The organism is Microbacterium testaceum (assembly GCF_020781835.1).
Lineage (GTDB): Bacteria > Actinomycetota > Actinomycetes > Actinomycetales > Microbacteriaceae > Microbacterium > Microbacterium testaceum_H.
This window is the reverse complement of the sequence record NZ_JAJGNJ010000013.1, coordinates 19,958-38,923: the sequence shown is the minus strand read 5'-3', so window position 1 is coordinate 38,923 and position 18,966 is coordinate 19,958. Positions and strand designations below refer to the sequence as shown.

The following is an 18,966-nucleotide window of genomic DNA, read 5'->3' as shown; positions in this document are numbered from 1 at the left end:
CGATGCAGATTCCGGCAACAGCGATGACGAGCAACCTGATGTGGACCCGCTCGGGCGTGGTCTGGGCTACGTGGCGGCTGCAGCCGCTCCCGTATGCCTACGCCACCACGGCGGCAAAGCAGCTCGTCAAGGCGCACCACCAGGCGCTCTTCCAGGCGCACCGGGGCGAGGGACTGCTGCTGGGGCTGTGCGCTGACCTGGATCCGGTGTCTGTCGTGGAGCGGATGCTGGACGGTGTTCGCATCGACGAGTGTCCGGACTGGGCGCGCGAGGTCGAGCTGACCCTGGACGCGCTCGAGCAGATCCCGCTTGGAACGCGCGCGTTCTGGTTCTCGGTCCCGCTCGCGGCCGGTTCGATGAAGGCTCGCGCGAGGTCGGCAGTGCGCGCCGCCGACACCAAGCTGCGCGACACGTTGGCTCTTCCCCGTCAGCTGCCTACCGACTCCGAGATCGCTGCGGCCGCGCGGATGGCCAAGGAGATCGAGGTTCGCATCCCGGCCGCGTTCCAGCCGACCCGTGCAACGCCGGCCGAGCAGATCTGGATCGCCCTTCACTCGCAGCAGCGCGGCCTCTCCGCAGATCTCGCCGCCCCTGTCCCGCCCGCCGAGGGTACCGAGGACGGATTCGGCGTCGACGAGCTCGCGCACTTCCAGATGCCCTCCGCGATGCCGAACCCATGGCTCGACGAAGGCGGACAGAGCGACCTTCCCAAGGGGCAGCAGTTCCTCCCGTTCAAGCGCCGCTACCTCAAGGTGCACAGCCCCTACGCGGACGAGACGTCGTCCTACCAGGTGGTGCAGGCCATGGTCGCCGCACCCAAGGCCGGCTGGGTTTCGCCCGGCGTCGAGTGGATCTCACACGTCGACCAGTTCCCCCTTGACGTCGACTGGGGGATCCGTTTCACCGTCACCGGCGCCGACGAGGTCAAGCGTCGCAACAAGAAGGCCGAAACCGCCCTCGAGGAGCAGTACAAGCACCAGGAGGGCACCGCGACGATCACCGGCGGCGGATCCGACCTCGGAGAGATCGCGGAGACGCTGGCCGCCTACCACGCCTCCCTCAACCGCTCCGATAAGGAGGTCGAGGTTCAGGCGACGGTGCTGTTCGCTGTGGGGGCAGATACCGCCGATCTCGCGAAGGCTAAGGGCCGGTTCGTGGCAGACGAGTACAAGCGCGCTGACTTCCTCCTCGAGGCTCCCCTGGGAGGTCAGGAGGAGCTTTGGTGGGCGATGATCCCCGGCACGCCCACCGGGCGCATCGTCCGTGAGCTCACCCAGATCACGACGGGCCGGGAGTTCGCGACCGGCGTTCCGCTTTCCAGCAACGAGCTCGGAGACGAGAAGGGCGCCCGCTTCGGCGAGAACATCAGCACCGCCCGGCACACCCCGATCCTCCGCGACGCGGACGGCAGTATCCAGGCCGACACCAGCGCCAGCTTCGGCGTGGTCGCCGAGCTCGGCGCCGGCAAGAGCGTGCTGCTCAAGGGAGACATGGGCGACACGGTCGACCGCAACGGCCGCGTCGTCGCGATCGACCGCACAGAGGCCAAGGAGTACGCGGTTTTCGCGCAGAGCCTCCGGCCGGACACCACGACGATCGTTGACCTGATGACCCCGGAGTACTCGCTGGACCCGCTGCGGGTGTTCGGCCCTCTCGTCGGCGCACGCATGGTGCAGTCGCTCTTCGCGGTGATGCTCGGCATCCGGGCCCGCGACTCCCGAGGCGTCGCCCTGTCCCGCCTCCTCGAGCCGGAGTACGTCGCCGCGCACGACATCACCAGCCTCGGTCGCCTGCGGGCGCACCTCAAGACGATCTCCTCGGCGGAGAGCGATGAGCTGTCGGGCCTGATCAACCTGGTCGCGTCGAAGGACATCGGCGAGGTTCTCTTCAATGACGGGCTGACCGCTGTCGACCTGAAATCGCGTGCCCTGGTCTTCCTCACCCATGGGCTGTCGCTGCCAGACAAGACCGAGCTCGAGCACGCGCACCTGTTCGAGGAGATGCCCCTGGAAAAGATCTACGGCCGCGCCATGTACGCGATGCTCATGGGGATCTCCCGCGAGGTCTGCTTCATGAACCCCGGCGAGCTCGCCGGCGCCTACTTCGACGAGTGCCACCACATCACCCAGTCACCGGAGGGAGAGCGCGACCTGCGCATCGGCATCCGCGACGGTCGCAAGCACCGCGCGTTCTTCGCCCTCGGCTCGCACGACCCCGCCGACTTCGGAGAAACCCAGACCCGAGGCCTGCTCAAGACCCGCTACGTGATGCGCCAGACCGACAAGGAGCTCGCTCGCCGCGCGATCGAGTGGCTGACCGGCGAGCCCGCGGACCCGGCGATGGTCCAGGTGGTCACCGAAGACCTGTCCCCGCTCGGGGCGGACGGAAAGGTCGCCCCGGAGCGGCGCGGCGAGGGACTGATCCGTGACCAGCGCGGTCGAATCGGGAAGTTCCGCAAGACGCTGCCCGAGCGCCCCGACCGCCGCGAAGCCGTGCTGTCGACCCCGTCTCTGGTGACACCATGATCACCTTCTACCGGCACACCTTCGAGACTCTGGGCGGCGCGTTCTGGCGGGTCCGTTTCTGGGCGCACGATCACCCGCGGTGGAGCAAGGTCATCGCCGTCGTCCTGATCGACCTGTTCCTGGTCCTGTTCGGCAACACGTACTGGGCCTTCGCCGCTGACGGCGGCGGCTCGTCCCCGTTCATGCTCGGCGGCGACATCACTGACAGCGACGGCGTCCCGCTGACCAACTACACGGTGCTTCCACTGGACCGCGGCGATGTGTTCACGATGGGGAAGTTCTTCATCTCCATGTGGATCGACCCGATCTGGACCGGGCATCTGGGTCTGGTGTCGTGGATGATCTGGTTCTGCAACTGGCTGCTCTCCTTCGAGTGGGTCGACATCGTCGCGGCACCGTTCGGCGCGCTGGCCGACCTCTTGCAGGACTTCCTCGGCGAGATCGCATGGATCCCGTTCGCGCTGACGATCGCCGGCGGTGTCGCGGGCCTGGCGATCATGCTCGGCCGGCACTCCACCGGGTGGGCGGAGTTGTTCATCTCTGCGTGCTGTGCGGTGCTGGCGACCGGTCTGCTCGCTAACCCGATCGCCTCGCTCACCGCCGCAGGCGGAGCATTCGACACCGCCCAGGAGTACGGCGGTCAGATCGCTGCCGTCGTCGTCACCGACGACATCAACAGCACGGAGCTCGACTCCGAGAACCTGCTGTCAGCTGCGGTCACGTCGCAGCTGGTCGACATCTTCGTGAAGATCCCTGCGCAGACGATCGCGTTCGGCCACGCCCTCGAGGGGCAGTGCGCCGCGACGTTCACCGACACGATGACCAACTCGGCGCCCATCCAGACCGGCGGCAACGAGGTCCGTGACGCGGTCGGCGGGTGCGACGAGGCGGCGAAGACGTTCAACCAGAATCCGAACTTCGGCCAGGTGCTCACGGCCGTCACGATGACCCCCGGAGCGCTCACCCTGTTCATCCTGCCGATGGCCTTCGGGGTGCTGTTCCTAGTCACGGTTCTCGGCTTCCTGATCTCCGCACTCAAGACCATGTGGAACGTCTACATCGGGATCCTCCCGGTCAACCGATACCCGCTGTGGAAGTCCCTCGCCGACACCTTCATGGGCCTGGTCGCCATCGTCTTCATGGCAGTCGTCATGGCGGCCGTCCTCAAGCTCACCGTCGCAGCGATCACCGGGCTCAGCAGCCTGGGAATCCCGCTCGTCGCGCAGATGACCTTTGCGACGCTGGTGATGATCGTGCTGCTGTTCCTCATCATCCGAGCGCGTCGCATTGCCAAGAAGACCGGCCGGTCGATCGCCGAGCAGCTCTCCAAGTACGGCATCGGCAAGGGCGCGCCGGCGCAGCGCGACGGGGTCAAGACCGTCGCGGCGATGAGCGCCGTATCCACCGTCGCGGCCGCGGCGCTGCGTCGCCCTGACAACAAGGTCGACGCGCGCTCCATCAACTTCGGCGCGGGGGCTGCGCAGGACATCGGCACAATGACCGCTACACGCCCGCCCGCGGCTCCCAAGCCGCCCTCGACGCCCTCTGGCGGCTCACCGAGCCGTCCCGCCCTCCCGTCGCCTCAGATGGGCTCTGGGGGCGGCGCTGGCGCGGGTGCTGCCGCCAAGGCCTCGAAGACCGCGGACCTGGTCTTCACGGCCGCGCGGATCGGCAAGGGTGCCGCAGCGGGCGGTGTGGCCGGCGCCGCCGGCGCCGCGGCGCTCGAGGTCGGTGGCCGAGTCGCGAGCAAGGGAGCGTCGAAGGCTGTCTCCGCGGCCGCGGCAGGCGCGAGCAAGCCGCGAGCTGCGGGCGACCCGAAGGTGGTCTCGATGGTCGTCGACCAGGGCCCGGCGCCCACGCGCACCCCGGACGGTCCTCGACGGATCGTCGTCGACTCCTCGGGCATGGGACACATCGAACGGCGCCCCTCGTCAGGTGTCGTCGACATCTCGTCCCTGCCGGCGCGCGCGCCTCGCTCTCCGCGCAGCGGTGAGATGCGCGCCCGGCTCGCGATCGCACAGAAGTAACCCCGCATGTCCGCATCGGGAGTACTCGAGCGCTCTGCCGACGTCGCCGGCGCCGTCAATGGGGGAGACGACGGGGACGGTGGTGGTTCGCGCAAGGTCGTCCTCTGGGTGATCGCGCTCGTGCTGGTGCCGGTGGTGCTCTTCGCCGGCTACACGATGTTCCTGATGATGGCGATCGCCGGCGCCTCCGGCGGTGGGTCGTCGCAGTGCACCGCGGGGTCGCTGACCACCGACAAGCTCGAGGTCCAGACCACAGGAGGATCGACCCGCACCCTCGGTGCGACGGAGCTCGGCCACGCGGCCACCATCCTCTCGGTCGCCCGCTCACTGGGCGTGTCCGCGCGGGGCCAGCAGATCGCGATCATGACCGCGCTGCAGGAGTCCGGCTTGAAGATGTACGCCAACTCCTCCGTGCCTGAGTCCCTCGATTACCCGCACGACGCGGTCGGCAGCGACCACGACTCCGTCAACTACTTCCAGCAGCGTGTGTCGGGCTGGGGCACCGTCGAGGAGCTCATGGACCCCCTCTACGCAGCCAAGGCGTTCTTCGGCGGCGAGGAGGGCCCCAACGGCGGATCGCCGCGTGGGCTGCTCGACATCCCCGGCTGGGAGGACATGGGGCTGGGGGAGGCCGCGCAGACCGTGCAGGTCTCCGCATACCCGACCGCTTACGACAAGTGGGAGCCCGCAGCACAGCAGATCATCACCGCGGTCGGCGGGTCGATCAGCTGCGACAGCAGCACTGTCGTCGGGCAGGCCGCTTTCCCCCTTGCGGCCGGCTACCAGATGACCTCCGGCTACGGGCCGCGCGACATCACCGTTCCGGGTGCGTCGAGTTGGCATGTCGGAATCGACCTGCAGCGCTGGCCAAACCCGTGCGGCGACCCTGTCTACGCGGTCCTGCCGGGCACGGTGACTCTCAGCAGCTCACTGTGGTTGTCGATCAAGCACCCCGATGGGTTCGTGGTGTCCTACCTGCATATGTACAAGAGCGAGCGGCTCGTCGACGTCGGAGACACCGTCACCGCCGGCCAGCAGATCGGTGTCGTCGGGAACGTGCCGCCCAGTGGGGGATGCCACCTGCACCTGGCCGTCAACAAGAACGGGACGACGAATCAGGCCGTCGCCGGGCTGCAGGAGGCGACTGCACTCGGTGCCCCCTCGCAGTACGCCGGCTACGTGACCCCCGAAGAGTTCCTCCGCCTGTATGGCATCGAGATCTGTCCCACAGACGGCACTTGCCGACGCCTCTGACCCCCCTGGAAAACCGAGTCAACTCGCGGCATGTAACCCTCCTGACGGCCTGGAAACCGGCCTGTAGGCTGGGGGCAGCCCCGGCCCGAAACGGGGCCGAAGCCTCTCCCACCCAGACGGTGACTCGTGCCCTCAACAGATGTCAACGCCGCTGGTGACACCGACCGACCCGCCGGGTCAGTGTCGGCCACCGGCTACCGCTCGATCGCATACTTCCTGCCGGTCGCGCTGCATGCACGGCTCAAGGCTGCGTGGTGGTCGACGAGGGATGAGCCGGAGGGTGCGCCCGCGCTGGCCGGTCTCGTCGAGGTCGCCATCGGCCGCGAGACCAACCGCCTCGAGCAGCTCTACAACGCCGGCTCCCCTTTCCCTCCTGCCCCCGACCGTGCCCAGGGTGTGAACCCAAGAGGAGCCGCGGGATACCGCCATCAGACCTACTACCTGCCGGTCGCGCTGCACGCGCGCCTCAAGGCTGCGTGGTGGTCGACGAGGGATGAGCCGGAGGGTGCGCCCGCGCTGGCCGGTCTCGTCGAGGTCGCCTTCATGCGGGAAGCCGACCGCCTTGAGCAGCTCTACAACGAGGGTGCCCCGTTCCCGCCGGCGCCGGCCAAGGCGCGAGGGATCAGCCGCGCTGCAGCACAACGACAGGGCGAATGGCTGCGAGGCGAGTGGGAGCGCCGGCGACAGGCGCAGACCCCGCCGACCGACTCCAACGACTGACCCGACTCCGCGCCACGGCGACGTGTTGCACCGGGTGTGCGGTGCAGTATGTGTCGGATCTCACTCGACTTGTCACATCGCGGATGGGCTGACCGGGGGTTCTCTCGCTCGCGGAGCATCCCCGGCAGAGCGGTCTGTCTCGCACGAGTTGTCGCGGATCCGACGCCTGCTGCTCTCCCCCTCGCAGCCCTACGCGATGTCTCCCCTTTCACGTCTGAGTGGCCATCGGTCTGATCGGGCCATGAGCAGGATCAGTTTCGCGCGTCGCCCCCGCCCTCTGGTTCCGCGCTGCGGGCGTCATCGTCGTGGCAGGCTTCTTCGCGTCGTTGGTTACCGGTGTCTGCTGCCCCGGCGCCCCCGCCAGCGGAACATCGACGTGCGGAACGTTCGAGCGCTTGACCGCCGGGATCGACAGATCACGTGGCTCTGGCTCGCACGGACGGTCATCGTAGGCGCCATCGCGGCGCTCGAGGTGGGCGTCTTCGGTCGAGTCACCCTTGGCCGACTTCCTTGCGGGCATGGCACTGTTCGGGAGCTCGAGCGGACGCAGGGAGGTCATGAAATTGCCTTTCGCGGATAGCGGAGGCGATGAACGCTGCGTTCACCTATGGTTGGGGTCGTGGTCGCATTGCGCCCATACGATGTGCGGCGAACCCGAAAGGTGATCACCGGCTACATGAACTCGCCCCTCAACGAGCCGCCGCTCGGCGGAACCATCGACCACATCCTCTCGATCCTGCCGTCGCTCGTACCGAGCGCGCAGCGCGTCGCCCGCATCTGCGCCGAGCGACCCCACGACGTGGTCGACATGTCGGGCGCCGACCTCGCCGAAGCCGCCAACACGTCGCCGGCCACCGTCAGCCGCACCGCCCAGGCGCTGGGGCTGCGCAGCTTTCAGCACCTGCGCATGCTGCTCGTGCGTGACCTCGCCGCCGACGCCACCGCCGCGCCCGACGCACCCGCCGGCACCGAGGGCTTTCTGCGGTGGCTGGCCGAGGGGCGGGTGGGATGCTGCAGACCGCGCTCGCCTCGATCGACCCGGTCGCGTTCGACGCCGCTGCCGACGCCATCGCCCGCGCGCCGCGCCTGCTGATCTCGGGCACCGGCGCCTCGCACGCCGCCGCCCAGGCGTCGGCCGTCGCGTTCGCCGTCAACGGCCGGCCCTGCGAAGCGCCCGCTGACGGCGTGGTCGCCCACCTCACCGCCCGCGTGCTCGCCCCCGGTGATGTGTGCCTCATCGTCAGCTCGAGTGGCGCCAACTCGGTGACCCTCGCGGTTGCGGACGCCGCCGTCGACGCCGGCGCCACCGTGATCGGGGTCACGAGCTTCGCCCGTACCCCGCTCACCACCCGCGCCGACCACCTGCTCGTCGCCGGTGCGCGCTTCCAGGCGTGGGATCAAGGCATTCTCGGCAGCGGGCTCGTACAGCTGCTCGTGCTCAACGCCCTGCAGATCGCCGTCGCCGACCGCATGAGCGACGCCGCCGACCGCGCGCGCCTCGCGGTGCGCGAAGAGGTGCTCGACATCGTCGCCGACGACGGCTCCGACGCCGAGGCATCCGACGTGCCAGACGTTATCGACCACGGCGATGGGCGTTGACACTCCGTTTGCAGGAAATTCACTTTCCTCGATTGCAATAGCTCTGCAAGCGGATTTCGCGGGAAGGCCCCGGTTCGTCAGGTCGCTTGCAGAAGGCGACTCATGGGAACGATCCAGCTCTCTGGTGTCGGTCGCTCCTTCAAGAGCACCGCCGCCGTCAGTGATATCGACCTGATCATCGAAGACGCCGCACCCCGATCACCGAGTCCACCGGTGCCCCCTCGATGAGCGCGTCGTGCGTGATCACCGGCGGCAGCTGGTGCATGCAGGGCCTCTTCCTCTCGAACGGCGCCCAGGTGCTGAGCGATGACCGCACGACGATCGAGTTCGGCTCGGACGCCGCGATCGATACGGTCGCGACCTTCACCGAGATGTACGAGGACGGCGTGCTCACCAACGAGGACTTCACCAGCCAGTACGAGGCGTTCGCGCAGGGGAAGACCGCGATCCACGTCAACAGCTCGGCCCTGCAGGGCGCGTTCATGATGGGCGCCGAGGCCGGTGGCTGGACCCTCGACGCTCACACCCTGCCCGCGTTCGGAGACCAGGCGGTCGTGCCCACCAACTCGGGCTCGTTCCTCGCGATGTTCGCCACCGACCCCGCCAAGCAGGCCGCCGCGTGGGAGCTCATGCAGTTCATGACCAGCCCCCGCGCCTACGAGATCATCTCGACCCAGATCGGGTACCTACCGCTGCGCAGCAGCATGGCCGACGAGGGCGGACCGCTCTATGACTGGGTCGAAGCCAACCCGCTCGTGAAGCCCAACCTCGAGCAGCTCGACGCGCTCGAGCCGTGGGTGTCGTACCCCGGCGACAGCTACGCCCAGGTCGACCAGGTGCTCGCCACCGCCATCGAAGACGCGGTCTTCTACGGCGCCGACCCGGCCGCCACTATGACCGAGGCCGCCGAGCGCGCGCAGGGGCTGATCGAATGACCATCGACCTCGACCTGACGCCTTCGGCGACGGATGCCGCGGCCGCTTCGTCGCCGGATGCCGCGACCGCGGCGCCTCGTGAGCGTCGCCACGCCGTGGCCGGCCTCTACAACCTGCGCGACACCGGCGGCTACCGTGCAGCCGGCGGCACCAGCCGGTGGGGCAAGCTGCTGCGGTCAGATGCTCTGCACCGCATCGACGCGACCGGTCGCGACCGGCTGGCCGAGATCGGCGTCGCCCACATCATCGACCTGCGCGGCGGCGACGAGCGCGCCACAGCGCCGAGCGCGGTCGACGGGCTCGAGGTCACCGTGCACCACCTGCCCGTGTTCGACGACGCCGACCCGGCCGCGCAGGCCACCACGCACGTCGGACTCGTGCCCGTCTACGACCACATCGTCGACGAGCGCGGGGCGCAGCTGGTCGACGCGATCCGGGTGATCATCGCGGCTGACGACGACGACGCGGTGCTCGTGCACTGCACCGCCGGCAAAGACCGCACCGGTCTCGTCGTGGCCTTCGCGCTCGCCGCCGCCGGGGTCGACCGCGACGACGTCGTGGCCGACTACGCCGCCACCGCCGAGAACCTGCGCGGCGAGTGGTCAGACGCGATGACCGCCGTCTTCGAACAGCGCGGCATCGAACTGACCGCGGGAATGGTCGAACTCATCACCGAGAGCCCCGCCGAGGTGCTCGAGGCGCTGCTCGAGCGCATCGACCGCGAGCACGGGTCGATCAGCGCCTACCTCCTCGCCCACGGACTCACCCCCACCGAGCTCGAGCGTCTCACCGCCGTGATCATCGACCCCGCCGCCACCGCGGTCTGATCGGAAGGAACACACACCATGTCGCACATCGCGAGCCAGCATCCCGCTCCCGAGCACTTCATCCTGCATGTCTCTGACACCCACTTCGTGGGCGACGGCGACCTGCTGCACGAGCGCATCGACAGTGACAAGAACCTCGCAGAGCTGTTCGACGGCTTCACCAAGGCCAACGCCCGCCCCGAAGCGATCGTGTTCACCGGCGACCTCGCCGACACCGGCCGCCCCGACGCCTACGAGCGCCTGCGGGCCATCGTCGAGCCCGCCGCCGAGAAGCTCGGTGCCCAGGTGATCTGGGTGATGGGCAATCACGACGAGCGCGTCGCGTTCCGCCGCGGCCTGCTCGACGAGGAGGCCGACCAGTCCGAGCCCGTCGACCGCGTCTACGACGTCAACGGTCTGCGCATCATCGCGCTCGACTCGACGGTGCCCGGGCAGCACCACGGCGAGATCAGCGACGAGCAGTTGGCGTGGCTGCGCCGCGAGCTCGAAGTCCCCGCGCCCGACGGCACCCTCATCGCGCTGCACCACCCGCCCGTGCCGAGCCCGATCGGGCTCATCGCCCTGGTCGAGCTGCGCGACCAGGAGCGCCTCGCCGAGGTCATCCGGGGCACCGACGTGCGCGGCATCCTGGGCGGTCACCTGCACTACTCGACCACCAGCACGTTCGCGGGCGTGCCCGTGTCGGTCGCGTCGGCGACCTGCTACACGCAGGACCTCGCCGTCGCCTACCCCGGTGCCCGCGGCCAGGACGGCGGCCAGTCCTACAACCTCGTGCACGTCTACGGCGACCGGGTGCTGCACTCCGTCGTGCCGATCGGGCAGTTCCCGACCGTCTACGAGATGACTCCCGAGATGCTCGAGGCGTTCATGAACATGACCCCCGACGAGCAGCTCGCCGCCGTCAACGCGTCGGCGGGAGAGTAGTCAGCCCGTGAACAATAATGTCTCGTATCTACATCTCCTCGAACGGAGCAGTTCATGACGGATTCCACGCTCGGCGCAGTCTCTGCGACCGCGATCACGAACACCAGGGTCTTCGACGGACACAGTCTGAGCGCCCCCACGACGGTCGTCGTCCAGCCCGACGGGCGCATCGGTGACGTATCAGCGGATGCGGTCGTCGTCGGTGCCGCTGTCGTCAACGCGGAAGGTGCGGTGCTCCTTCCTGGCCTGATCGACTGTCACATGCACCTGAAGGGGCGCGAGTCCCTCGAGACGCTCGCCACGTACGGTGTCACCACCGGCCTGGACATGGCGACATGGCCCGCATCACAGTTCCAGTCGTTGCGGGGACTGAGGGGAGTCGCTGACTTCCGCACCGCCGGCATGGCGGCGACATCTCAGGGCAGCACGCACAGCCGCATTCCGACCTATCCGGACGTCGCGCTGGTCGATTCCCCCGACAAGGCGGAGCGGTTCGTAGAGGTGCAGGTGGCAGACGGGGTGGATTACATCAAGATCATCGCCGATCTGCCCGGTCCCACCCAGGACGTGCTCGATGCACTCGTGGCTGCTGCGCACGCGCGGGGGCTCAAGGTCATCGCGCACGCAGCCCTGTACGAAGCTGTGCGTATGAGCCTCGCTGCGGGGGCCGACATGATCACCCATGCTCCACTCGACCGCGCGCTCGACGATGCGACGGCTGAGACGATGCTCGCCCAGGGCACGGTGTTCATCCCGACCTTGACGATGATGAAAGGCGTCGCCGCGAATCTCACCGCAGCGGGCGTTCCCGGTGTGAGCTATGCACACGCCCACGAGAGCACGCGCGCGATGCATGCCGCGGGCGTTCCGGTCCTGGCCGGCACCGACGCCTACACCTTCACACGGGCATCGCCGCCATACGGCGAGAGCATGCACGACGAAGACGCCTACATCGGGCTCCTCGAACGGGCAATGCCGCCATACGGCGAGAGCATGCACGACGAACTCGCTCTGCTCGTGGACGCCGGCCTGTCAACAGCCGAAGCGCTGCGCGCTGCCACCTCGACGGCCGCGCACGCGTTCTCACTCGACGATCGGGGGGCGATCACCCCCGGATTGCGAGCCGACCTCGTGCTGGTGGACGGCGATCCGCTCACCGACATCGCTGCCGCGCGTCGCGTTCTGCGTGTGTGGTGCGGCGGCATCGAGGTGTGAGGGCGTCCTCTCGACCGCGGTGTCACTCCACGGCGGTGTTCGCGCCGTGGTGCCACGCGAGCACCCGGTTCTCGACGACGATGAGCAGCAGGTTGAACACGTACCCGAAGATCCCGATGAGCACGATGCCCGACCACATGTCCGTGATCGCGAACGACCTCTGCGACTGAAGAACGAAGACGCCGATCCCGTTGCCTCCCGCCATCATCTCGCTCACGACGACCATGATGAGCGCGAGCGAAAGACTCGTGCGCATTCCGGCAAAGATCTGCGGAGCTGCCGCGGGAAGTGCGACCTGCAACTCGTAGCGGAACCAGTGGATGCCGTACACCCGGGCGGTCTCGCGCAGTCCGGGGTCCATTCCTCTGATTGCAGCTTCGGTATTGAGGAGCACGGGCCAGAGGCAGATGAAGGTGATCAGAATCACCTTCGCGGTGTCGTCGAGGCCCAGCACGATGATGACGAGGGGAATCAACGCGACCGCAGGGATCGCGCGCAGGAACTCGAGCACGGGTGCGAACATCGCCTGGAGGCGGTGCGCCTGACCGAGAACGAACCCCACGACCACGCCGATGACCACAGCGCCGATGAACCCGATCATCATCCTGGAAAGACTCGGCAAGACGTCGCTCGCCATCCGCGCGAAGAGCCAGTTCTCCTGGAAAGCGACTAGGGCGTGTCTCCCAAAGGTTTGGGCTGGTCGCTGGAACGCTCGGTGTGTGTCTCGAACGGAGTTGCTGACTGATGCGCAGTGGGAGCTGATTGCTCCGTTGATGCCGTCCTCGCAGGGGCGTCGTGGTCGGCCGTTCGCCGATCATCGCACCGTGGTGGAGGGCATCATCTATCGCTACCGGACCGGGATCGCGTGGCGGGACTTACCCGGGTGCTTCGGGCCGTGGCAGACGGTGTGGAAGCGGCACCGCCGCTTCAGCGGTGATGGGACGTGGGACAAGATCCACAGCGTCCTGCTGGCCCATGCCGACGCCGCCGGGCTGATCGACTGGGAAGTCTCGGTGGACTCCACGATCAACCGCGCCCATCAGCACGCCACCAACCTGCCCCGGGACACAGGGGGACCTGACGAATTACACGAATCTGCGCATCGAGCCGCCTGATCACGCCATCGGCCGCTCCCGCGGCGGCCTGTCGACGAAGATCCACCACCTGTGCGACGGGAACATGCGGCCGCTGGTGATGCTGCTCGGGCCCGGGCAGGGCGGGGACTCCCCGATGTTCGAGCACGTGATGAACGCCCTGCGGGTACCGCGCCTGGGTGGGGGCCGGCCACGCACCAGGCCCGACCGGGCGCTGGGTGACAAGGCTTACTCTTCCCGGGCCAACCGCAAGCTGTTGCGCCGGCGCGGCATCCAGGCCGTCATCCCCGAACGCGATGATCAGATCGCCAACCGCAAGCGCCGCGGCGCCAAGGGTGGTCGCCCGGTCACCTACGACACCGAGGCCTACAAGCGCCGCAACGTCGTCGAGCGCGGATTCAACATCTTCAAGCAATGGCGCGCCTTGGCCACCCGCTACGACAAACTCGCCCTGACCTATCGCGGCGGCGTCGTCCTACGCGCCATCACCATCTGGCTCAAGGCTTTAAGAGACACGCCCTAGGCGTCGCGCCGAGCGTCGGACAACTGGAGTGAGAATCCGACAAATGGAGTGAGACGACTCGACAGGTCCGTGAGAATCGGACAACTGGAGTGAGACACGACAGTATGCCGCCGATGTGCGGCGCAGTATTGCGCCATAACTGCGCGGGTGTGCCTGCTGGAAATATTTCCCAGGGGGAGGGGTTCAAGCTCGATTCGACAACCGTGCCTGCGGCAGAACGCCGATCGGGCTTGATCCTATCACCCGTGTCAAGCGCGGGTGTGGCGGAGGTATTGCGCTGGTCTGCGCCGCGATGTGGCGCAATAACCCTTTCCAGCCGCCGTGGCGATCTCCTCGAGCACACTCTTGCACAGGGGACATCACGAGTGCGTCAGACGCGGGGAGAATCCGCGATGTCCGCGAAGGAGCAGATCTCCGGCCTATACCTCGCAAGAGGGTCGTGAAGTACTCGGCCCACTCAGGAGGCTCGAATGGCAACGACAACTCGTGTGGCATCTCGTCCGCCGGCGCGCCCACCTGCACCGGCGACGGTGGCTCTGGGTGTTCTTCCTCGGCGTCAGCTGACCGGGATCATCCCGGCGCTGCTGTGCATCGCACTGGCGACCGCCGCCACCGGGTTGAACGCGGTGCGCCCGTTCACCGATCTGATCCCGCTGGTGTGGGTCGTGGCCGTGTTGCTCGCCGCCGGCGCGGTCGCATCCGGCGTGCGGACCTTCCAACGGGAAGGGCGGATGGACCCGGCGATCGAGGCGGTCCTTCCGATGCTCGGTGCGGCACAGCCAACCCGTGCTCTCGTCGTGCCGGTGAAGTGGACTCGTGGATGGGTGGGCCTCCCGGAGCGCATCAAGATCCGGTACGCCTCGCACGTCGATGACACCGACCCCCGCTTCGTCGACCAGATCCTCGCAGGCCTTGCACGCAGGCTTGGTGCCGAGTACCGGGTACGCAAGCACAACTCGAGGCGGTGCGTGCTCGTCGTCGAGCTCGCACCCGTGAGTGATCCGGTCTCCCGTGAGCAGCAGCGCGCGATCGAGGTCGTCAAGCTGGTCATCGACCCGACCGCGAGCGTCTCGGTGAAGAGTGCCGATGACGGCTCGGTCTCGAAGATCGACGTCAAGCACAACGTGGGACCGAAGATGGCGATCGCGGCGCGGCGCTCCCAGGTCGAGAAGGTGGTCTCCTCGATGCTCCCTGGCCGGTGGCGTGCGCACTGGGATCTCGAGGGCGACAAGATCACGTTCGAGGTCCGACCGACGATGCCCGACATGGTCCTGCACGAAGTGGAGCCCGCGGCCGCACTCACCCACGCCGCCTACAAGGCGTTCAAGATCCCGATCGGTCCTGACGAAGACGGTCAGATCCAGTCGTGGCATCCGGCGGTCTCCCCGCATTGCCTCGTCATCGGTGGAACCGGATCGGGAAAGACCAGCTTCCAGCACACGGTGCTCACCCATCTCGCGCACGCTCACTGGCGGGTGTGGGTACTCGATGGGAAGCGGATCGAGTTCGCCGGATTCCGGGACTGGCCCAACGTCGAGCTCGTCGGCGCGCGGGTGGAGCACCAGGTGCGGATGCTGCACGCTGCGCACGAGCTCATGGAGGAGCGGTACTCGCAGCTCGAGAACGGCACGGCCCGGCTCGAGGACTTCGACCCCCTCGCGTTGATCATCGACGAGTACGCGACGTTCAAGGCGCGCGTGCAGCGCTGGTACAAGACGGTGAAGCCGAAGGGTGCGCCGGCGCAGGCCCCCGTTCTCGATCTGCTCTCCGATCTCGCGCGACTGGCACGGTCGGCGAAGATCCACATCCTGCTCGGTCTGCAGCGCCCCGACGTCGAGTTCCTCGGCGGTGAGATGCGAGACAACTTCGGCGCCCGCGTCAGCTTCGGTCGTCTCTCCCCGCAGGGCGCCAACATGATGTGGGACAGCTTCGCGGTCGGTGTCGCGATCCCTCGCAACAAGCGTGGCCGCGGTGTCACTCTGAACGCCGAATCTCAGCCCGTCGAGATTCAGGCGTTCTACACCCCCGACCCCGCCAAGCTCGACTCCACCGACAAGGCGGACTGGGATCACCTGGCGGCGCTGCGTCCCGACGCTGCCGACTACGAGCGGATGATGGTGCGCGACCCGGAAGCGGAGCTCACCGACGACGGCGAGGGGGAGGAGCTCGAGCCCGACTACTTCCAGTGGTCCTCGGCCGAGATTGTCGCTTGGGATGCATCGGTACCGTCGACGACCAAGCACGACGCGCTTCGACCCTCCAATGTCACCCCACTGGACTCTCGTGAACGGGTCCGGTTCGTGCCCGAAGTCGACGACGATGCACCGGACGTCGACGCGGCCGCTGACGGCGACGGATACGGCGAATCCCTCGAGGGCCCCGCGGTGGAGCTCGAGGTCGGAGATCTCCTGCTCGTCGACGCGACTCTGGGGCTGTGGGGAGTGGTCGAAGGAGTGGAGCCCGACGTCGTCGACGACGAGTACCTCGCGATCGAATACCGCGACCTCGACAGCGGTGAGGACGGGCTGCTGACGCTCTTCGACAACTCGGTGATCAGCTACCGCCGACCCGAAGCAGCCTGATCGTCGTGGCCGTCATGATGCTGCGGGCCTACCGGCCCCGAGAGAAGGGATGAATCGCGTGTCGAACCAGAGCGTGTCGGAAGACGACTGGATCTCGCTGCTGCTGATCGCCGTGCTCGTCCTGGCCAGTGGCGCAGTGTCGCTGGGGATGTTCCTCGATCCGCTGCGCGCGTGGATGTTGAAGTACCACTTGCTCGAGCAGGGTGAAACCGTGGCGATCCCCGTCGTCGACGGCGTCGGCCTCGGCTGGGGACAGATCCTCGTCATCCTCGCGATCCTGATCGGTGCGATCGCGCTCATCGTGTGGCTCAAGCGCCGCGCGGCTGCCCGTGTCTGAGCTGCCCGCCATGCTCAGCAAACGAGACCCAGGAAGGAGGAGAGATCACCCATGACAACCACACTGACGAACGGCGACAAGACGATCACGCTGTTCACCAAGAAATCATGCGTACAGTGCGTCGCGACACACCGCGCGCTCGATGCTAAGGGAATCGAGTACGACGTCGTCGACCTCAGCGAAGACGCCGCAGCGCTCGAACAGGTCAAGTCGCTCGGCTACCTGCAGGCACCGGTCGTCATCACGGATGAGGATCACTGGTCGGGCTTCCGTCCCGACAAGATCGACGAGCTCGCGCAACGGCTCGCGTGATTGACGACAGAGGCCCCACCGGCAGCTCTTCGCCGGTGGGGCCTCTGCTCTGCTCATCGGAGCGGGACATCATCTGTGCGGCATGTGCGCCGCTGCCCACCGCTGCAGCAGCTGCTCCCGCAGAGGCCCGTTCCGCTCGAGCATCATCCGAACCCCTGCCGGCGCCGCGCCTGCCGGCGCACCGGCCTCGAGGGTGCGCAGCCCGAGATGCTCGCATGCCCAGTCGGCGAGCTCGTCGAGCTCCACAGTGACGGTGGCGGTGACGTCGACGCGCTGCTGCCATTGGACCTTGTAGGCGGGCATCGGACGCTCAATCTGGGTTGCTGAAGAAGTCGATCACGAGCGCGATGGTGATGGGGACGAGGATCACCGCCGCGGCGGTGACGATGATGCGATCGAGGATCGGCGCGGCGAGGATCCCGAGCCACCCAGAGAGGACCGCGGCTGCGATGTACAGCAGCGCGATTACGAGACGGCGGAGCCAACGAGTCGTGGGCTCCGGGATCGTGCGGGGGCGGGCGGCGATGGTCATGAGATCGCTCCGCTCTGGCCGGCACGGTGCTCGCGGATGTGCGTGTAAGGGACTGTGCCGCGGTGGCCGTAGGCGTCGACGATGGTGGCGCTCTTCGGGTTGGTGCGGGTTACGGTGCACCAGGCGCCGAAGTACTTGATCTGGTCGCCGACGCTGATGGTGTCCTTGCTGTGGTCGGTGGCCGCGCCGGTCGCGACCTGCTCGGCGCGGACCTCCTGCCAGTAGGTGAGCTGATCGTCGGTCGCGGCCAGCTCCCTCTCGAGCCGTTCGGCGTAGGCGCCGGTGGCTGCAGCCGTGACCTCGACATACCCGCCAGGAAGGGTGCGGCTTGACCCGTCGAGACGTCGACGGATGCCGGCGCGATCTGCGCGGAGCTTCTCGATCCGGTTCGCCACGGTGATCGGCGCATACCGTGCATCGGTCGCCGCGGCCGCGACGTCGGCACGCACCTGGGCGCGCCGTGCCGCCGCGTCGGCGTCGATGGAGCGGCGGATCGCCGCGTCCGCCTTGCCGATCGCTCGGCGGTGGCCGGCCTCCGAGTGGTGTCCGACCTTGATGGGCTCGCCACCTTCGGGGAGGCGTCGCAGCGCGCGGGCCGCGCGCTCTGCCTCTTCGGTGGCGTCCTGGTGTCGTCGATCTGCGCGCACCGCCAGGGCGGCAGCGCGATCGTTCCTGCGGTCGACCAGGTCAGCCTCGACGACGGCCGCGGCCCGGCGTTCATAGTCGATCGAGATCTCGACGACGAACCCGGCAGCGGTGAGCTGCTCGGCGGTGCGGTTGATGATCGCGATCTTCGGTTCGCGGTCGCGGGAGTGGGGGATGTACCAAGATCCGAGCGCCCGGCTCCACCGCCAGCCGTTGGCCTTGAGAGTATCGGCCGTGCCGTCGCCCCGGCTGGTCCCTTCGATGAGGGTGCCTTCCGCGGCCGCGTGGATGATCGTGAGCATCATGGCCGGCTCCCTTCCCGCGCGGCCGCGTCGTGCGTGAGAGGGTGGCGGAATCCGATCTCCCGTTCCCAGACCTCGGCGGCGCGATGCAGGCCCTCATACTCCTTCACGCCCAGGTGGTCCGGGGAGTCGACGAGCGGGCGGTGAGCGAACCGTCGCGCGATCGCGTCGCCGAGGCGTTCGACGAGGTCACGCGCAGGGGACTGATCCCATCCGGGGTGATGGCAGGAGACTTCGGCGAGCAGTAGACGGCTGCGCTCGATCTGCAACGCCTGCTCGTCATCGGCATGGGGGACGATCTCGGCGACCGGCTGCCATTCGTAGCGCGGTGCGGCGATGTGCTGCTTGATCGCGTAGCTGACGCTCGCGTAGTTCTCATCCCAGAGGCTCTGACCCATCCGGTCGGCGTTCTCGGCGAGCTCGCGCGGAGTGCTGCTGCGGTAGGCGGGTGTGGAAATGTAGGCGGCGGTGACCAACAGGTCGATGGTGTCGCGGTTCACGGGAAACGCGCGCATGATGACCCCCTCAGGTGGTGAATGTGACATTCACTACCCTAGAATCAGTCGGCGCTCATGTCAAGACGTCGTCGTCGTCGTCGTCGCTGTGGTGGTGG

20 protein-coding genes are annotated in these 18,966 nt (G+C 67.7%); 14 read left to right on the top strand and 6 right to left on the bottom strand.

The window, feature by feature from the left end:
- The first annotated feature begins 2 nt into the window (after positions 1 to 2).
- From LL239_RS15835 to LL239_RS15820, 4 genes are all read left to right on the top strand, one after another.
- Positions 3 to 2,525 carry an ATP-binding protein gene (locus LL239_RS15835; RefSeq protein WP_005052733.1) on the top strand — a complete coding sequence of 841 codons (2,523 nt, stop codon included), beginning with the start codon at positions 3 to 5 and terminating at the stop codon, positions 2,523 to 2,525.
- Positions 2,522 to 4,552: a hypothetical protein gene (locus LL239_RS15830; protein ID WP_005052735.1), complete on the top strand. Its 2,031-nt coding sequence runs from the start codon at positions 2,522 to 2,524 to the stop codon at positions 4,550 to 4,552. The genes LL239_RS15835 and LL239_RS15830 overlap by 4 nt, the downstream gene beginning before the upstream one ends.
- Positions 4,553 to 4,558: 6 nt before the next feature.
- Positions 4,559 to 5,806: a M23 family metallopeptidase gene (locus LL239_RS15825; RefSeq protein WP_228164384.1), complete on the top strand. Its 1,248-nt coding sequence runs from the start codon at positions 4,559 to 4,561 to the stop codon at positions 5,804 to 5,806.
- Between the two features lie 126 nt (positions 5,807 to 5,932).
- Positions 5,933 to 6,526 (top strand): hypothetical protein, encoded by a 594-nt coding sequence (locus tag LL239_RS15820; RefSeq protein WP_005052738.1) that lies wholly within the window; start codon positions 5,933 to 5,935, stop codon positions 6,524 to 6,526.
- A gap of 208 nt (positions 6,527 to 6,734) precedes the next feature.
- Here the strand turns inward: LL239_RS15820 and LL239_RS15815 are convergent, their stop codons facing one another.
- A complete protein-coding gene (locus LL239_RS15815; protein WP_005052795.1) occupies positions 6,735 to 7,085 on the bottom strand; it encodes a hypothetical protein in 351 nt (116 codons plus the stop codon).
- A gap of 117 nt (positions 7,086 to 7,202) precedes the next feature.
- On the opposite strand from LL239_RS15815, the gene LL239_RS15810 reads away from it, so the two are divergent.
- From LL239_RS15810 to LL239_RS15785, 6 genes are all read left to right on the top strand, one after another.
- Entirely contained in the window at positions 7,203 to 7,619 is a 417-nt protein-coding gene (locus tag LL239_RS15810) for a MurR/RpiR family transcriptional regulator (protein WP_165801295.1), read from the top strand.
- On the top strand, positions 7,535 to 8,125 hold the full coding sequence (locus LL239_RS15805) for an SIS domain-containing protein (RefSeq protein WP_005052796.1): 591 nt from the start codon (positions 7,535 to 7,537) through the stop codon (positions 8,123 to 8,125). The genes LL239_RS15810 and LL239_RS15805 overlap by 85 nt, the downstream gene beginning before the upstream one ends.
- Positions 8,126 to 8,388: 263 nt before the next feature.
- Positions 8,389 to 9,060, top strand: a complete 672-nt coding sequence (locus LL239_RS15800; RefSeq protein ID WP_267189344.1) for an extracellular solute-binding protein — start codon at positions 8,389 to 8,391, stop codon at positions 9,058 to 9,060.
- Complete coding sequence (locus tag LL239_RS15795) at positions 9,057 to 9,887, top strand: tyrosine-protein phosphatase (RefSeq protein WP_005052798.1); 831 nt, start codon at positions 9,057 to 9,059, stop codon at positions 9,885 to 9,887. The genes LL239_RS15800 and LL239_RS15795 overlap by 4 nt, the downstream gene beginning before the upstream one ends.
- A gap of 18 nt (positions 9,888 to 9,905) precedes the next feature.
- Entirely contained in the window at positions 9,906 to 10,811 is a 906-nt protein-coding gene (locus LL239_RS15790; RefSeq protein WP_005052799.1) for a phosphodiesterase, read from the top strand.
- A 54-nt stretch (positions 10,812 to 10,865) separates the two neighbouring features.
- Complete coding sequence (locus tag LL239_RS15785; RefSeq protein WP_228164381.1) at positions 10,866 to 12,026, top strand: amidohydrolase family protein; 1,161 nt, start codon at positions 10,866 to 10,868, stop codon at positions 12,024 to 12,026.
- A 22-nt stretch (positions 12,027 to 12,048) separates the two neighbouring features.
- Here LL239_RS15785 and LL239_RS15780 read toward each other — a convergent pair whose 3' ends face one another.
- Entirely contained in the window at positions 12,049 to 12,630 is a 582-nt protein-coding gene (locus LL239_RS15780; protein WP_005052801.1) for an ABC transporter permease, read from the bottom strand.
- A 169-nt stretch (positions 12,631 to 12,799) separates the two neighbouring features.
- Between LL239_RS15780 and LL239_RS15775 the strand changes: the two genes are divergently transcribed.
- The 4 genes from LL239_RS15775 (at position 12,800) to nrdH (ending at position 16,874) form a co-directional block, all read left to right on the top strand.
- Positions 12,800 to 13,643, top strand: a protein-coding gene (locus LL239_RS15775; protein WP_241186004.1) for an IS5 family transposase whose coding sequence is annotated in 2 segments (ribosomal slippage) — positions 12,800 to 13,105 and positions 13,107 to 13,643 — 843 coding nt in all. Because the reading frame shifts where the segments join, the coding sequence is not laid out codon by codon here.
- Positions 13,644 to 14,113: 470 nt separating this feature from the next.
- Complete coding sequence (locus LL239_RS15770) at positions 14,114 to 16,225, top strand: FtsK/SpoIIIE domain-containing protein (RefSeq protein ID WP_005052740.1); 2,112 nt, start codon at positions 14,114 to 14,116, stop codon at positions 16,223 to 16,225.
- A gap of 58 nt (positions 16,226 to 16,283) precedes the next feature.
- A complete protein-coding gene (locus tag LL239_RS15765) occupies positions 16,284 to 16,562 on the top strand; it encodes a hypothetical protein (protein WP_139833205.1) in 279 nt (92 codons plus the stop codon).
- A 51-nt stretch (positions 16,563 to 16,613) separates the two neighbouring features.
- On the top strand, positions 16,614 to 16,874 hold the full coding sequence (gene nrdH, locus LL239_RS15760; RefSeq protein WP_005052743.1) for a glutaredoxin-like protein NrdH: 261 nt from the start codon (positions 16,614 to 16,616) through the stop codon (positions 16,872 to 16,874).
- A gap of 69 nt (positions 16,875 to 16,943) precedes the next feature.
- Here the strand turns inward: nrdH and LL239_RS15755 are convergent, their stop codons facing one another.
- From LL239_RS15755 to LL239_RS15740, 4 genes are read right to left on the bottom strand one after another with little or no spacing between them, the layout of a single operon-like run.
- The gene (locus tag LL239_RS15755) at positions 16,944 to 17,177 is read right to left on the bottom strand and encodes a hypothetical protein (RefSeq protein ID WP_005052746.1); all 234 of its coding nucleotides are present in this window, start codon (positions 17,175 to 17,177) and stop codon (positions 16,944 to 16,946) included.
- 7 nt (positions 17,178 to 17,184) lie between these two features.
- Positions 17,185 to 17,406: a hypothetical protein gene (locus LL239_RS15750; RefSeq protein ID WP_005052747.1), complete on the bottom strand. Its 222-nt coding sequence runs from the start codon at positions 17,404 to 17,406 to the stop codon at positions 17,185 to 17,187.
- On the bottom strand, positions 17,403 to 18,356 hold the full coding sequence (locus LL239_RS15745) for a DUF3560 domain-containing protein (protein ID WP_005052750.1): 954 nt from the start codon (positions 18,354 to 18,356) through the stop codon (positions 17,403 to 17,405). Before LL239_RS15745 ends, LL239_RS15750 begins: the two co-directional genes overlap by 4 nt.
- Positions 18,353 to 18,868, bottom strand: coding sequence for a hypothetical protein (locus LL239_RS15740; RefSeq protein WP_005052752.1), 516 nt, complete (start codon positions 18,866 to 18,868; stop codon positions 18,353 to 18,355). The genes LL239_RS15745 and LL239_RS15740 overlap by 4 nt, the downstream gene beginning before the upstream one ends.
- Positions 18,869 to 18,966 lie beyond the last annotated feature (98 nt).